10 protein-coding genes are annotated in these 15545 nt (G+C 67.2%); 6 read left to right on the forward strand and 4 right to left on the reverse strand.

The window, feature by feature from the left end; genetic code table 11:
• Nucleotides 1–466: 466 nt before the first annotated feature.
• The 3 genes from AC1DFE_RS15285 to AC1DFE_RS15295 all read left to right on the forward strand — a co-directional run bounded on the left by AC1DFE_RS15285 (nt 467) and on the right by AC1DFE_RS15295 (nt 5012).
• The gene (locus tag AC1DFE_RS15285; protein ID WP_003803320.1) at nt 467–751 is read left to right on the forward strand and encodes an HU family DNA-binding protein; all 285 of its coding nucleotides are present in this window, start codon (nt 467–469) and stop codon (nt 749–751) included.
• 116 nt (nt 752–867) lie between these two features.
• Nucleotides 868–3030: a bifunctional copper resistance protein CopD/cytochrome c oxidase assembly protein gene (locus AC1DFE_RS15290; RefSeq protein WP_476906727.1), complete on the forward strand. Its 2163-nt coding sequence runs from the start codon at nt 868–870 to the stop codon at nt 3028–3030.
• Nucleotides 3030–5012: an NHL domain-containing thioredoxin family protein gene (locus AC1DFE_RS15295; protein ID WP_476906728.1), complete on the forward strand. Its 1983-nt coding sequence runs from the start codon at nt 3030–3032 to the stop codon at nt 5010–5012. The genes AC1DFE_RS15290 and AC1DFE_RS15295 overlap by 1 nt, the downstream gene beginning before the upstream one ends.
• Nucleotides 5013–5128: 116 nt before the next feature.
• Here the strand turns inward: AC1DFE_RS15295 and AC1DFE_RS15300 are convergent, their stop codons facing one another.
• Together AC1DFE_RS15300 and AC1DFE_RS15305 are read right to left on the reverse strand one after the other, a co-directional pair.
• Complete coding sequence (locus AC1DFE_RS15300; protein WP_476906729.1) at nt 5129–6121, reverse strand: hypothetical protein; 993 nt, start codon at nt 6119–6121, stop codon at nt 5129–5131.
• 129 nt (nt 6122–6250) lie between these two features.
• Nucleotides 6251–7978 carry a helicase HerA-like domain-containing protein gene (locus tag AC1DFE_RS15305; protein ID WP_476906730.1) on the reverse strand — a complete coding sequence of 576 codons (1728 nt, stop codon included), beginning with the start codon at nt 7976–7978 and terminating at the stop codon, nt 6251–6253.
• Nucleotides 7979–8133: 155 nt separating this feature from the next.
• On the opposite strand from AC1DFE_RS15305, the gene AC1DFE_RS15310 reads away from it, so the two are divergent.
• From AC1DFE_RS15310 to AC1DFE_RS15320, 3 genes are all read left to right on the forward strand, one after another.
• Nucleotides 8134–9123 (forward strand): LLM class flavin-dependent oxidoreductase, encoded by a 990-nt coding sequence (locus AC1DFE_RS15310; RefSeq protein ID WP_476906731.1) that lies wholly within the window; start codon nt 8134–8136, stop codon nt 9121–9123.
• A gap of 210 nt (nt 9124–9333) precedes the next feature.
• On the forward strand, nt 9334–10656 hold the full coding sequence (locus AC1DFE_RS15315) for a right-handed parallel beta-helix repeat-containing protein (RefSeq protein ID WP_476906732.1): 1323 nt from the start codon (nt 9334–9336) through the stop codon (nt 10654–10656).
• 129 nt (nt 10657–10785) lie between these two features.
• A complete protein-coding gene (locus AC1DFE_RS15320; protein ID WP_476906733.1) occupies nt 10786–13410 on the forward strand; it encodes a trehalase-like domain-containing protein in 2625 nt (874 codons plus the stop codon).
• 28 nt (nt 13411–13438) lie between these two features.
• Here AC1DFE_RS15320 and AC1DFE_RS15325 read toward each other — a convergent pair whose 3' ends face one another.
• Together AC1DFE_RS15325 and AC1DFE_RS15330 are read right to left on the reverse strand one after the other, a co-directional pair.
• Nucleotides 13439–14560: an FAD-dependent oxidoreductase gene (locus tag AC1DFE_RS15325; RefSeq protein WP_476906734.1), complete on the reverse strand. Its 1122-nt coding sequence runs from the start codon at nt 14558–14560 to the stop codon at nt 13439–13441.
• A 53-nt stretch (nt 14561–14613) separates the two neighbouring features.
• Nucleotides 14614–15540 (reverse strand): AEC family transporter, encoded by a 927-nt coding sequence (locus AC1DFE_RS15330; protein ID WP_476906735.1) that lies wholly within the window; start codon nt 15538–15540, stop codon nt 14614–14616.
• Nucleotides 15541–15545: the final 5 nt, after the last annotated feature.

Below are 15545 nucleotides of genomic sequence, written 5' to 3' on the forward strand. Positions count from 1 at the left end.
CCACAGCGCCGATGGTACTGCACCCGGGAGGGTGTGGGAGAGTAGGTCACCGCCGGACAACCATTAAAAAGGGTCGAGAGCCCCAACCAGAACCTGGTTGGGGCTCTCCCGCATTTAACCACCCCCTCCACCCCGCTGACGGCGCCTGCGGTTTGGAGGGCAGGGTTGAGGCGGCAGGAGGTGATAGAGCGTCCCGTGTGAGGCGGCAGGATCTGATAGAGCGTCGGGGTTGAAGCGGCAGGATCTGATAGAGCGTCCACCCGGGAGGCGCGCAAACGCGCGGAAGGACCCGGGGAAGAGCCGGTTTAGGCTGAAATCCCCGAAATACCGGTGATTTAGGTCAAAAAGTCGCGGAAACACGCGGAATTTATCCCCCTCATGGGTGCAAGCTGGTAAGTTTTCGAACAGTGGCTTGCACGCACGCCGCGTGCAGGCTCCAGAATCAAGAGCGTCCAGGAGGACATACATGGCTAAGAACCGTAGTGAACTTGTCTCAGAGGTAGCAGGCAAGGCCGGCACCAGCCAGGCAGCCGTCAACTCCGTGCTCGATGCACTGTTCGAGGTTTTCGAATCTTCTGTCGCCGCCGGCGAGAAGATCACCATCCCGGGCTGGCTCGCAGTTGAGCGCACCGACCGTGCAGCCCGCACCGGCCGCAACCCGCAGACCGGCGAGACCATCCAGATTGCCGCCGGCCACAGCGTCAAGCTGACCGCCGGATCCAAGCTCAAGGCCGCTGTCTCCAAGAAGTAGTCTTTGCACAGCTCAGAGGAGCGGCACCCGCGAGGGTGCCGCTCCTCTTGCCGTTAACCCTCAATGCGCCTAACCCTCGATTCGCCGCGTCGGCGGCGGTAGCGGACAATGGATAGGTGCCTTCAGCAGCAAAATCCCTAACTCCGCAACCCGCGCCCGATTCGGGCACGCGGGTCACTGACGCGGCCTTCGGCATTCAGCGGGCCTGGCAGCTAGCCGGACTCGGCGCCCTCCTCTTGGGACTGGTGGCCGCGTTGCTGTTCTCCGGTGCGGCAGCCGCCCGTGAGGTTTCAGATCCCGGCGCGCTGGTCCGGTGGGGGCTCCCGGTCAGCAAGGCCATTCACAACGTCTCCCTGGCCACAGTGATCGGCGGGCTCATCTTCGCTGCGGGCATCCTTCCGCATAGGCTCCGTAGCGGGCGGTCGAAGGACGATGACGCCCCCGAGCATCCGGCCTTCACCCGCGCCCTGGCCATTGCGGCCGCGGCGGGCGTGGCGTGGACGCTGTCGGCCATCGCCGTGCTGGTCCTGACGTACGCTGACGTGGCGGGCCAGGGTATCTCCGGCGACGCCGAATTCACGCGTGCCCTCGTGTACTTCATGACAGACATTGAAACCGGTCGCGCGTGGCTGGCCGTGACGATCATCGCGGCGGTAGTGACAACAGCCCTCTTCGGTGTGCGTTCGCTGACCGGCCTGGCGTTTACGCTGCTGCTGGCACTGACCGGACTGGTCCCCACCGCCCTGATCGGCCACTCGGCCAGCTCCAACGACCACGAGGGTGCCATCAACTCGCTGGGCCTGCACCTGGTGGGTGTCTGCATCTGGGTGGGCGGCATCATCCTGCTCGCACTCCTGTCCGGTAGCCTCGCCCCGCGCACCCTTGCCCGCAGCGGCCTGGCATCCCAGCCGGGGAGTCAAGACATCACCGAACCGGTCCTCCGGCGGTTCTCCTCGCTCGCGGGTTTCGCCTTTGCACTGGTTTTCGCCTCGGGCGTGATCAATGCCAGCATCCGGGTGACCAGCTGGAATGACTTGTTCGGCTCGGCCTACGGCCAGCTGATCCTCGCGAAGTCCGCCGCCGCCCTGGTACTGGGTGGAATCGGCTTCATGCACCGGCAATGGGTCATCCCCCAGCTGGCCCGGTCCGGGGCGGCCATGTCCGCGCGGCGCGTCCTCTGGCAGCTGATCCTCGCGGAGCTCCTGATCATGGGCGTCACGTCCGGCATCGCCGTCGCGCTGGGCCGTTCCGCGCCGCCGGAACCCACAACCTATGCCCCGGACGCGTCGCCGGCCTTCATCCTCTCCGGCTACGAGCTGCCCCCTGAACTGACACCTGAACGCTGGCTCACCGAGTGGCGCCTGGACTGGCTCTGGGTGGCCGTCGCTATCTTCGGCCTGGTGTCCTACCTCCTCGGCGTGGCCAAGGTCCGCGCGCGCGGGGACAAGTGGGCCTGGTTCCGCACCGTGACCTGGATCGTCGGCCTGGTGGTGCTGACGTACATCACGTCGGGACCGCCGTCGGTCTACGGCCGCGTACTGTTCTCCGCGCACATGGTGGACCACATGGCGCTGACCATGGTGGCCCCGATCTTCCTGGTCCTCGGCGCCCCCGTGACGCTGGCTCTCCGGGCACTTCCGGCGCGGAAGGACGGCTCCCGCGGCCTCCGTGAATGGCTCATGCTGTTTGTCCACTCGAAGTTCTCGCAGTTGGTCACGCACCCGTTGTTCGCCGCCGCCAATTTCGCCGGCTCCATCGTGCTGTTCTACTACTCGGACGCATTCGGGCTGGCGATGCGGGAGCACGTGGGCCATGAGCTGATGAACCTGCACTTTGCGCTGACGGGCTACATCTTTGTGCTCACCATGATCGGCACCGACCCGCTGCCGCGCCGCGCGCCGTACCCCTTCCGGCTCCTGCTCCTGCTGGCCACCATGGGCTTCCATGCGTTCTTCGGCGTGGCCATCATGGGTGGCACCAACCTTCTGGCCTCCGACTATTTCGGCAACCTCGGGCGCACCTGGGGAGGCTCGGCACTGCTGGACCAGCAGATGGGCGGCGCCGTGGCCTGGGGCATCGGCGAGGTGCCCACACTGCTGGTGGCGATCGGCGTGGCCATCATGTGGTCCAGGTCCGATGAACGTGAAACCCGGCGCACCGACCGGGCCGCGGACAGGAATAACGACGCCGATCTCACCGCTTACAACGATATGTTTGCCAAATTGGCCGAACGCGACGCCAAGCTGGCTGAACGCAACTCAAAGCTGGAAGGACGCTGATGAGCGAAACCGTACGGACCCACCTGCGGGTCCGCGCCTCCGAACTGGTAGGCCGTAACTGGCTGAACACCGGCGGCAAGTCTCTGGACCTGGAAGCCCTGCGCGGAAAGATCGTGCTTCTGGACTTCTGGACCTTCTGCTGCATCAACTGCCTCCACGTGCTGGACGAACTCCGGCCGCTGGAAGAAAAGTACTCGGACGTCCTGGTTACCGTCGGCGTGCATTCCCCCAAGTTCGAGCACGAGGCCGATCCTGTCGCGCTGGCTGCCGCCGTGGAGCGCTACGAAATCCACCACCCGGTCCTGGACGACCCCGAACTGGAAACCTGGAAGGCCTACACGGCCCGCGCCTGGCCCACGCTGGTGGTCATTGACCCCGAGGGCTACATTGTGGCGCACCTCTCCGGGGAAGGCCACGCTGACGGCCTGGCCGTGCTCATCCCCGAGCTGATCGCCGAGCACGAGGCCCGCGGCACCCTCCACCGCGGCAGCGGCCCCTACGTGGCCCCGGAGCCGACGTCGGGAACCCTGCGGTTCCCGGGCAAGGCCCTCTATCTTCCGGCCGGCCGGGGCTCCGCGTCCGACGCCGGTGCTGCCGCCGGTGCCGCCGACGCCGGCACCTGGCTGGTCACCGACACCGGGCACCACCGCGTGCTGGAGCTCGGCACCGACTTCCACACCGTGCTGAGCACGTACGGTTCCGGGGAGAAGGGCCACGCCGACGGTACGGCCGGCACCGCCCGGTTCAACGAACCGCAGGGTCTTGTCCTGCTGCCGCAAGACGTGGCAGAGAAGACGGGCTACGACGTCGTCATCGCCGACTCCGTCAACCACCGCCTGCGGGGACTGTCGCTCGCTGACGGAACGGTCACCACGCTCGTTGGAAGCGGCGTGCAGCGGCTCCTCGAGACCGGACCGGCACGCGTGGACGAGGACGCGGCAGGCTTTACCGGAAGCCTCGGGGGGCACCCCCTGGACGTTGCCCTCAGTTCGCCCTGGGACGTTGTCTGGTCCGGCAAGCTGAACGCCGTGGTGATCGCCATGGCCGGTGTGCACCAGATCTTCGGCTTCGAACCGCTGACCGGGGATGTCTCGATCGTGGCCGGCAACGGACTGGAGGGCCTGCTGGACGGGCCAGCCCACGAAGCCTGGTTCGCGCAGCCTTCGGGGCTCGCCGAGGACGCCGACGGTAACATCTGGGTAGCCGACTCCGAGACTTCCGCACTCCGCAAGCTGGCCATCGACGCCGAGGGAACAGTCACCGTGGAATCCGCGGTGGGCAAGGGCCTCTTCGACTTCGGTTTCCGCGACGGCGAGGCATCAGGGGCGCGCCTGCAGCACCCGCTGGGCGTCACGGTTCTCCCGGACGGATCCGTTGCCATCGCCGACACCTACAACGGCGCAGTCCGCCGTTACGACCCCGCGGCTGGAACCGTGTCCACGCTGGCACGGGGACTGGCCGAGCCGTCCGACGTGATCGTTGACCATACCCAGGTGGCGGGTTCCGAACCGCTGCTGGTGGTGGTGGAGGCAAACAAGCACCAGCTCGTGTACGTGCCGATCCCCAAGGAAGCCCAGCAGGTGGACGAGGGCGCCGCCCAGACGCACCGGCCCAAGAGCCCCGTGGCGCCCGGGCTGCTTGAGCTCATGGTCCGCTTCACGGCGCCCACCGGCCAGAAGCTCGATGACCGCTGGGGCGACCCCACCCAGCTGAAGATCTCCTCCACCCCGCCGGAGCTGCTCGTGTCCGGGGGCGGGACCTCCGTGGGCTTGCTCCGCACGCTTGAACTGGCCTCCGACGTTCCGCAGGGCGTGCTGCACATTACGGCCCGCGCCGCCGCCTGCGACGGGCCGGAAACCGAGGACGGCGAGATTCCGGACCACGCCGCCTGCCACCTCTACCAGCAGGACTGGGGCATCCCCGTGGTGCTGCAGGCCGACGGCGACACCGAGCTGGTGCTGGACCTCCGCGGCATGGACTAACGTCTCCGGCTGACTGAATCAAAGTGGCCCGGTTTTCCGCCCCCGCGGCGTGAAGCCGGGCCACTGCCATTAACGGGCCGTAGACCTTAACGGGCCGTAGACCTTGAGGGGGCACCCTAGAAGGTGAGGAGCGGCGTGACCTTGATCGTGTCGCCGTTGATGTCCAGGCGCGTCGTGAAGCTAAAATCGTGCTCCACGTCCAGGGGCGAGACAGCTCCGGTGAACAGGTCGATCTGCTCGGCGGTGAGCTTTGCCTTGCCGTCCAGCGGGGCCACCACCCACTTGCCGTCAAATGGCTCGATGGTGACCTTCGGGTAAGCGGTGATGCTCCACTTGATGGTCCCGGGCACCACACGGTTGTTGGTGACGTGGTAGAACGGGCAGTCGGGCTGGAGCCGCTGCTGCTGGCCGGCTTCGGCCGCGCACTTGTCGAGGAATTCCTTGACCCGGGCGGACACGGCCTGGTTCAGTTCGTCCGTGGCATGTGTCAGCAGGTTCAGCGGTGCAGCGGGAGCCTCCCGGCCGGACACTGTGGCCCGCGTGGCGGGAGCGGCGAAGTATTGGCCGTTGAGGGACGCCTCGTACTCGCCCGGGTAGAACACCGCGAAGCTGTTGTGGCCGCCGGGCATGTTCACCGGCACGCCGTTCACCGTTGCCTCGCTGGAGTTAACAACCGTCACGTCCACAGTGGGCAGTGTGGTCGGCACGAAGGACCACTTGTGAAAGAACAGCCATTCGGTGCCGGTGCTCTCCAGCAGGAACTCGGTGTGCAGCTGGCTGCCGTCGATGGAGTAGTCCATCGGCACCATCACCCGGTTGCCGCCGCGCCCCACCGCGGCGCCGAGCTTCACGTTCGTGATTCGTGCCGCCGACGTCTGCAACGCCGTCCCGTCGAGCATGGAGGCGTCGGCGTCCGGCACCGACGCGCGGAGCAGGCCCAGGGCCCGCTCGCCTTCGCCGTGCTGCAGGGCCTCCAGATATTCGCGAACAGGCTGCTGCGGACTGGCCACGGAGGAGTTGACCAGGTTGACCGAAACGATGGCGCCAACAATGGCAAGCATGAGGCCCAGCAGCCATCCGGCTGCCGTCTTCACCAACGCTTGACTCATTTGCACGCACCCCACGTTACCTGCAACGTCAGCCAACTCTGGAGTAGCGGCGGTCCCCGTGACGCTCACGCAACGTGCAGAAACGCCCGACGGCGGGACCTCACCCGCCGCTGCCGGCGCTGCCGTCAGCTACCGGCGGCGCCGGGACGAGGTGCCGAAGACGCCCCGCAGGAGTTCCCGGCCCAGCTGGGTTCCCACAGACCTGGCCATGCTTTTCAGGCCGCTGCCAAGGACCCCGCCGAGGGCGCCGGTGATGTCGTCCATCATGCCGCCGGACGCGGGAGCCTGGCGCCTGGCAGGTGGCAGCGATACCGGCCCGCTGTTCGCCCGCCCGCCGTCTGCCCGCCCGCTGCCGGGCTGCCTGCTGCTGGGACGGCCGAGGATCTCCTCCTCGATGCGGCGCCCGTCGTCGTCGACGGCCGTGGTGTCAAGGCTGCCGGGAACAAACACCCCGGGCGAGGGGACCGGCGGCTGCCCCGCTGCTGCGGCGCCCGTGGTCGCCGCAGCCTTGCCGGTCAGCTTCTCGTAGGCGGACACGTTGTCCACTGCAGTGCCGTACTTAGCGAGCAACGCTGACCCCGCCACGGTGCTCCTGACCAGTTCCCCGGTGCTGGGGCCCATGAGGGACTCGGGCGCCCGGAGGCGGGTCAGGGCAACCGGCGTCGGCGCGCCTCTCTCGTTCATGACCGTGATGACAGCCTCGCCGATGCCTGCGGACGTCAGGGTTTCCTCGAGGTCATAGTCGCTCACGGGGAAGGTGGAGACGGTGGCCTTGAGCGCCTTCGCATCCTCCGGCGTGAAAGCCCTGAGAGCGTGCTGGATGCGGTTGGCCAGCTGTCCGAGGACGTCCGCCGGGACATCCTTCGGGGTCTGCGTGACGAAGAAGATGCCCACTCCCTTGGAACGGATCAGGCGGACGGTGGTGGTGATGGCTTCCAGGAAGGCCTTGGAAGCGTCATTGAAGAGCAAATGCGCCTCGTCGAGGAAAAACACGAGCTTGGGTTTGTCGAGGTCGCCGGCTTCAGGCAGGTCCTCGAACAGGTCCGCGAGAAGCCACATGAGGAAGGTGGAGAAGACCATCGGCCTGGTCTGCAGGGTGGGCAGCTCCAGGCAACTGACGACGCCACGCCCGTCGGGCGCCGTGCGGAGCAGCTCGGCGGTGTCGAACTCGGGCTCTCCGAAGAACCGCTCCATGCCCTGCGCTTCGAGACCCACAAGTTCCCGGAGGATGACGCCGGCAGTGGCCTTGGACAGGCCGCCCAGTTCCTGGAGCGCTTCCTTGCCCTCGTCGGAGATGAGGAACTGGATGACGGCCCGCAGGTCCTTGAGGTCCACCAGCTCGAGGTCGTTCTTGTCCGCGAAGTGGAACACGAGCTGGAGGCTGGATTCCTGCGTGTCGTTGAGCTCCAGGACACGGGAGAGCAGGATGGGCCCGAAGGACGTGATGGTGGCGCGGACGGGGATGCCGTCGCCGTCGCCGCCGAGCGCCAGGAACTCCACCGGGAACGTCTTCCCGGACCATGCCTGGCCGATGCTCTCCGTCCGCTTGGCCAGCTTGTCGCTGCCGGCGGCCGCAGTGGCAAGCCCGGAGAGGTCGCCCTTGATGTCGGCCAGGAAAACAGGCACCCCGGCGGTCGAGAGCTGTTCCGCCATCATGTGCAGGGTGACGGTCTTGCCCGTGCCGGTGGCGCCGGCCACGAGCCCGTGCCGGTTCATCATGGCCAGCGGCAGCCGGACCGGTGCCTCCTTGTGCAGTTCGCCGTCGACGATGGCGGCGCCCAGCTCGATGGTGGCACCCTCCAGGGCATAGCCCCTTTGGATGGTGGCTACTTTATCTGCGGTGGACTTGTTGGCCATGCCGCCAGCATAGCGGCAGGCGCGCGGACGGGCTATGTGGACAGCGTCACCGGGACGGACAGAAATAACCCGGGTGCCGCCGTCGTTGTGCCCAATGGTGCCGGACCACCGCGAGGCCGGCCGCTGCGTAACCCCCTACGAAAGGCCATCCCGCCGTGACTGTTCCACTCTCCATCCTTGATCTGGCAACCATCGGCAAGGGCCAGACGGCGGCGGAGAGCTTTGCCGGGAGCGTCGCCATGGCACAGCTTGCCGAAAAACTCGGATACCGGCGGGTCTGGTATGCAGAGCACCACAACATGTCCTCCATCGCGTCGTCGGCGACGTCCGTGCTGATCGCCCATGTCGCCGCGCACACCGAGACCATCAGGCTGGGGGCCGGCGGCGTCATGCTGCCCAACCATTCCCCGCTCACCATCGCCGAGCAGTTCGGCACCCTGGAGACCCTGCACCCCGGCCGGATTGACCTTGGCCTCGGCCGCGCGCCCGGCAGCGACCAGAACACCATGCGGGCACTGCGCCGTGATCCGCAGTCTGCCGACACGTTCCCGCAGGATGTCCTGGAACTGCAGGGCTACCTCACCGGACCCACCCGCGTGCAGGGAGTGGAGGCGACGCCGGGCAGGGGAACCAACGTGCCCCTCTACATCCTGGGCTCCTCCCTCTTCGGGGCGCGGCTGGCAGCCCAGCTGGGGCTGCCGTACGCCTTCGCCTCACACTTTGCCCCCAATGCGCTGCAGGACGCCGTCGCCCTGTACCGCCGCGAGTTCAAGCCGTCAGGGCAGCTGGCCGCGCCGCACGTCGTTGCCGGCGTCAACGTGGTGGCCGCCGATGCTGCCCCGGACGCGCAGGAGATGCTGCGCGCCACGATGCGGGCACGCGTCTCGCTGTTCTTCGGCGGCGGACGCCAGTTCACCGACGATGAAGCGGACATGATCCTGGACTCGCCGCAGGGACAGCACGTCGCCCAGATGATGAAGTACTCGGCCGTGGGTACCCCCGACGTGGTGCTGGATTACCTGGACGGCTTTGCCCGGCACGCCGACGCCGACGAACTCATCGTGGCGCACCAAGCCACCGGGACCGCAGAACGGCTGCGCTCGGTGGAGCTCCTGGCGGAGGTGGCCGGGCTGGTAAGCGTCTGATCTTTTGACTTGGGGCGGAACGGAACCTAGCTTTAGGTGCGCAAGGTCTCACAAATAATCACTGGTTGCTGCCTGGGCGGAATGTAGCTGTGATCACCGTTCCGGGATCACTGCGCGGAATTCAGGGTGCCTACGAGTGAGGCATTGCTTTGCAACAAAGCTGTGCCCGCCCAAGCACGTCCCGCCATTGATCAGATGCAGGTAAAAGTTATGAAGATCAAGTCCACGGCTGCCGCTATTCTCATGACCTTCCTGATGGTCAGCGGACTTGTTGCCGGAGCCGCCGCTCCGGCGTCCGCCGCGGGCACCACGTACTATGTCAGCGCCGCCGGCAGCGACAGCAACTCCGGCACGGCAAGCACCTCGGCATGGAAGACGCTGTCCAAGGTCAACCTTGCCGTGCTCAGGCCGGGTGACACCGTCAGTTTCCGCCGGGGCGACACCTTCAGCGGCGGCATCGTCACCGCACAGAGCGGAACCTCCACCGCCCCCATCACGCTGAGCGGCTACGGCACCGGCAACGCTCCCGTCGTCACGGGCGGAAAGTCCGGAAACTGCATCAGGATCAACGGCAACTACACCACCGTTGACGGCCTCCGCGCCGTGACCTGCGGCTACGCCGGAATCAGCGTCACCGGCGACCGCAATATTGTGCGGAACTCCAGTGCGTCCAACAATGCTGTCGGGCTCAAAATTGGTGCCGGTTCCGACTTCGGCAAATACACCGGCAATTCACTCACCAACAACAACGTGATGAATGTGAATACGCCCGGCACCAATTGCGCAACATCGGCCGCCGTGAACTGCAGCGACGACTCGGGGGCTTTTGGCGTGCTGATCAACGGCAGCGACAACGAGTTTTCCAACAACACCGTCAGCGGTTCCACCGGCAAGTCCTATGACTACAACCAGGACGGCGGCGCGTTCGAAATCTACAACGGCAACCGCAACAACATTCACCACAACGTGTCGCTGGACAACAACAACTTCTCTGAACTTGGAAAGTCCTCGGGAACGGCAGACGGGAACACATTCCGCTACAACCTCATCCGCTCCACCTGCGGCGCCAACTGCTCCGAGGCCAAAGGCCTCATTGCCCGTGGAAACGGAACGTCGTTCGGCCCTACGAACGGCACCGTCTTTGAGTTCAACACCGTCTACCTGACCGGCGCCGAGTCCCAGGCAATCGTGTGCCACGCGACCTGCCCCGCCTCAACGGTGATCCGCGCCAACATCCTGGTGGGCGTCAAGAACTCACTGTGGATCAACGGTTCGGGCTGGACCGAGAAGCAGAACGTCCTGAACGGTCCCGTCAACATCACCCCGAACAGCACGTCAACCACGGCGCCAGCCCGCTTCGCGAATGCCCCGGCGGACCTTCGCCTGACGGGCGCGAGTCCGGCCATCGACAGGGCGGGTACAACACCCTATACGGTGGACCTCCTGAGCGCCCCCGCCGTGCAGAACGGGGACTGCACCGGAACCGCTGCCGCTGATTCCGGAGCCTACGAGTACGATTCGCCCGACTGCTGATGGTGGTCTGCGGGAACAGGGGCCACGAAGTTACACGAACGCAATAACCGGGATATTCAGGTGAAACGGCCGCGGCAGACACTTTAGGTGACCAAGACCGATTGGGGATAACCCGAAGGATCGCCGCGTATGCCCACTCCACTCAACCAGACGGTGGCCGATTCCGCACTGCTGACCAAGTCCCTTCCGCTCGGCCTGCTGCGGGCCTTCGTCCAGACGCAGGCGGCCGACGACGGGCTCACGCCCCAACTGCTCGGTGAACTGAAGATCCTGGCCCGGACGCCGGGGCTGCTGGTCGCCTGCAACTACGGCGGAACCCTGTGCGCCGCCGAAGGCATTTCCACGGAAACCCTGCCGCTTGGCGGCGCGGCCATCGCCCTCCGGGCCCTGGCTGCCCTGCCCAACACGCACGCCGCCGTCATCTCCGGACGGTCCCTGCGTGACCTGGCTGCCGTCTCCAGGCTTCCCGCCGAGGTCCACCTGGTGGGCTCGCACGGGGCGGAATTCGACATGGGGTTCGCGCACGGACTGTCCCTGGCGACCGAGTCCGTGCTGCAGCAGGCCAACCAGGCGCTGCTCGAAGCGGTGGGCGCCTACAAGGGAATCAGCATCGAACGGAAGCCCGTCGCGGTCTCCGTCCACACCAGGTCCGCTGCCCCCGACGACGCGGCCAAGTGTGCCAGGAAAGCGGAGGAGGTTGCCCGGGCCCTGGGGCTGTTCTTCATTGTGGACGGCTCCGTCCTGGACCTGTCAGTGGTGCAGCCCTCCAAGGCCGATGCCCTGGACCACCTGCGCGCACGCCTGGGCGTGAGCGCCGCCCTGTACGCGGGCGATGCCATGAGCGACGGACTGGCTATGGACACGCTCCGCGGCCCGGACATGGGCCTGTGGGTGGGAGACCTGCCGTCACCAGCCAAACACCGGCTGAAGGACCCGGAATCGTTCGCGCGGGTTCTCGGCATCCTCTTCGAACTGCGCCGCGCCTGGCTTTTCGGTGAGGACGCCGTCGGCCTGGAGCGGCACTCCATGATCGGGAACGGCTCCTCGACGGCGCTGGTGACGCCCGAGGCCAAGATCTGCTGGATGAGCCACCCCCTGCCGGACTCGGGCTCGCTCTTTGCCCACATCCTGGGCGGCGACGCCGCCGGGCACTTCTCCGTGGAACCGGTCAAGGCCTCGCGGGTGCTCGGCCAGCGGTACGTGGACAGCACCATGATTGTGGAAACGCGGTGGGCGGACGTCACCGTGACGGACTATCTCGAACCAGCCCCGGAAGGCATCACGAGCCTGGTCCGGGTGCTGTCCGGCACCGGGGCGGCACGCATCGTTTTCGCACCCCGCCCGGACTACGCCAATGCGCCGTTCAGCATGGAGGCACGCGGCGGCGAGCTTCACGTCGTCGGCACGTCCGACCCCATCATCCTGCTGGCGCCGGACGCCAGCTTCGCCATCACCTCGGACGGCCGGCACGCCACGGCCACCGCCGAGGTCAACTTGCAGCACGGACCGGTGGTCCTCAACCTCCGCTGCGGTGATACGGAGCCCCGGCACGCGGGCGGGACGGACGAGGCGGACCGCAGGGCCGCCGTCGCGCATCATTCCCGCCGCTGGGTGCAGGGCCTTACGCTGCCGTCCGTGAAGCCGTCCCTGGTGCGGCGCTCGGCACTGGTGCTGCGAGGGCTGGTCCATGAGCCTACCGGCGCCGTGCTCGCGGCCCCCACCACGTCCCTGCCGGAGGGCATCGGGGGCACCCGCAACTGGGATTACCGCTACTGCTGGCTGCGTGACGGCTCCATGACAGTCAATGCCCTGGTGGATCTGGGCTCAATGGTGGAGGCGGACGGGTTCCTCAGGTGGCTGTCCGGTATCCTGGCGAACGCCCCGGGGCCGGAGTGGCTGCATCCGCTGTATTCCGTGACCGGCGCGCCGCTGTCCACCGAGGCCATCATCGAGAGCCTGCCCGGATACGCGGGATCGCGTCCGGTGCGGATCGGCAACGCCGCGGACCACCAGGTCCAGCTGGATGTCTTTGGCCCGATTGCCGAGCTGATCCACGCGCTCAGTGAATCCCGTGGCTCGCTGGCGGACGGGCACTGGAATCTGCTGGTCCAGATGGCCAGCGCCGTGCTGGCGCGGTGGCACGAGGCGGACCACGGCATCTGGGAGGCGCGCCGCGCGCCGAGGCACCACGTGTACACCAAGGTGATGTGCTGGGTGACGCTGGACCGGGCCCTCCGCACGGCCGCCCGCCACGGCCGCAGCCCCCAACCCGCCTGGGCGGACACCGCCGCCACCATCAGGGACGAAGTGCTGCGCGAGGGATGGGACAGCACCGCCGCGTCGTACACCGTCGCCTACGACAGCCCCGACCTCGACGCCGCGGTCCTGCACATCGGGCTGTCCGGCCTGCTCGACGCCGGCGACCAGCGGTTCCTCGACACCGTCACCGCCGTGGAGCGGGAACTCCGCGTGGGGCCCACCGTCTTCCGGTACAGGTACGACGACGGCCTGCCGGGCCTGGAGGGCGGCTTCCACATCTGCACCACCTGGCTGATCGAGGCGTACGTGGCGGTAGGCCGGATCGCCGATGCCTGGGAACTCTTCGACCAGTTGGTGAACCTGTTCGGCCCCACCGGGCTGCTCCCGGAGGAGTATGATCCCGGCACCGAGACGCACCTGGGGAACCACCCGCAGGCGTACTCGCACCTCGGGTTCATCCGCTGCGCCCGGCTCCTGGACCGGCACCAGCGATGACTGCCGTTCCGGCTGCGCGAACCCCTGCCTAGGCGCGGGAAGCCGCGAAGATCGCCGGTGCGGAACCTGTTCCCGTGGCAAGGTCCGCGAGGATCCGGCCCACCACAGGCGTGAACTTGAAGCCATGGCCGGCGAAGCCCGCCCCGATGACCACGGGGCCGATCCGGTCCAGCACGAAGTTGTGGTCCGGGGCGGTGGTGTAGGTGCAGCTGATGTCGGTCATGGCGTCGGAGTCCACGCCCGGCAGCCAGTGCCTCGCGTACTGCTGGAGGGCTGCGCGCTGGCGCGGTTCGGGCAGGTAGGACCTCCGGTCCGGGTCCACCACGGGACCCACGCCGTGCCAGCCCGCCTTGACGCCCTCGCCGGGGGTCAGCATGCCGTACACGGGCGAGTAGAAGTCCGCATAGTCCCCGCCCTCTCCGGGGAAGTGGTTGAAGCCCGGCCAAGTGGCGCCGTCGTCGGTAATGCCGAAGTGGGCCGGCTGCTCCTGCGTCACGGTGAGGCGCGGTGTGGCGACTGAGCCAGCCAGCAGCTTCGAGGTCCAGCCACCCGCGGTGACCACCGCCTGCCGGGCGGTGAGCACCTCCGTCCGGCCGCCGTCGTCCACGGTGAGGCGGACGCCGTCGTCGAGGATTTCCAGTGCCACAACCGTCACGCCGTGGCGGACGGACGCGCCGTTCCGCGCCGCGAGCCGCTGGAACGCCGGAAGGGCCGCCTCCGGATTGAGCTGGCCGCCGTCGGGCATGTGCAGAACCTGCTGGTCGAAGCGAATGCCGCGCCAGCGCTCGCCGGCTTCCGCGACCGGCAGAAAGTCAGCCCGCAGGCCCGCGCTGCTCAACATGGCATGGATGTCACCGATGCGGGGGTCAGGGCCGTGGTTGACAACGCCGGTGCGCGCCAGCAGCCGCTCGCCGCTCTCGTCCTCGAGCTCGCTCCAGAGCCTCAGCGTTTCCGCCAGCATGGCGATGTATTCGGGCTCGGCGTAGGCGAGGCTCAGGTTTCGGGTGGCACCGTGCGAGGCACCCTTTTGGTGGCCGGGCGTGAACTGTTCGAGCAGGGTCACGTCGCGGCCCCGGGCGGCCAGCGCCCAGGCGGCAGCGGAACCCATGGCCCCGCCTCCGATGATCACGGTGTCCAGCATTGTGTTCAAGGTTTCCTCCAGATCGGGCGCCAGCGGCGGAACGTTCAGGGATGAGGCAGCAGTTATGCCAGCAGCAGGGCCACACCGATCATCGCAGGCACCGCGACGATCGTGGTGATCAGGACGGTGTCCTTCGCCACCGTGAGCCCGGCCTTGTAGCGGCTGGCGGCGACAAACACATTCTGCGCGGTGGGCAGGGCGGACGTGACCACAACGGCGAACAGCGCCGGGCCGTCCAGTCCGAGGGCGAAGCGCGCGAAGAGGTAGGCGATGCCGGGATGCACGAAGAGTTTGAAGCCGCTGGCCAGCAGGGCATCAGTTCTCCGCCCGGCGGTTGCCTGCAGCGGCTTCGACCCGTTCAGGCTCATTCCGAAGGCCATCAGCATGGCCGGAATCGCGGCGCCGCCGATCAGATGGATCGGCTCCAGAAGCAGCGGCGGGAGCTGCCAGCCCGTTCCGGCCACCAGCAGCCCCAGGGCGGAGCCGACGATCATGGGGTTCTTCAGGATCAGCATGAGGAACCGCAGCGGCGTTGTCCTGTGCGAGCTGGTGGTGGCATCGAGGGCCATCAGGAACATCGGCGTGAAAAACGCCAGCTGGAAGATCAGCAGGGGAGCGACGTGGCTGGCGTTGCCGAGGACGTACGCGGCAATGGGGATGCCCAGGTTGGCGGAGTTTGCCAGCGACGCGCTCATGGACGACATCAGTGACTCCGGAACGGTGCGCTTGAGCAGGAACCTGACGATGACAAAGAACAGGGCGGCGGTGGTGGCCGCGCCCACTGCTGCCACGAGCAGCGGCGCGGCGAATACCTCGCGCAGGCTTGCTCGGCTCAGCGTTTCAAAGAGCAGGGCAGGGCTGGCCACGAAGAAGGTCAGCCCGCTCAGGACCTGGCGCGCGTTGTCGCCGAGGATATTGCGCCTGCCAACGAACATGCCCACCAGAATGATGGACCAGACCACGAAAAAGCCTGCGAGGACGCCTAGCACGGGCT

The organism is Arthrobacter sp. 05T423, assembly GCF_056396245.1.

Excerpts from the sequence above, each read along its gene's own strand:
- AC1DFE_RS15295 (WP_476906728.1), top strand. The coding sequence starts at position 3,030 with ATGAGCGAAACCGTACGGACCCACCTGCGGGTCCGCGCCTCCGAACTG.
- AC1DFE_RS15305 (WP_476906730.1), bottom strand. The coding sequence starts at position 7,978 with ATGGCCAACAAGTCCACCGCAGATAAAGTAGCCACCATCCAAAGGGGC.
- AC1DFE_RS15300 (WP_476906729.1), bottom strand. The coding sequence starts at position 6,121 with ATGAGTCAAGCGTTGGTGAAGACGGCAGCCGGATGGCTGCTGGGCCTC.
- AC1DFE_RS15320 (WP_476906733.1), top strand. The coding sequence starts at position 10,786 with ATGCCCACTCCACTCAACCAGACGGTGGCCGATTCCGCACTGCTGACC.
- AC1DFE_RS15285 (WP_003803320.1), top strand. The coding sequence starts at position 467 with ATGGCTAAGAACCGTAGTGAACTTGTCTCAGAGGTAGCAGGCAAGGCC.
- AC1DFE_RS15315 (WP_476906732.1), top strand. The coding sequence starts at position 9,334 with ATGAAGATCAAGTCCACGGCTGCCGCTATTCTCATGACCTTCCTGATG.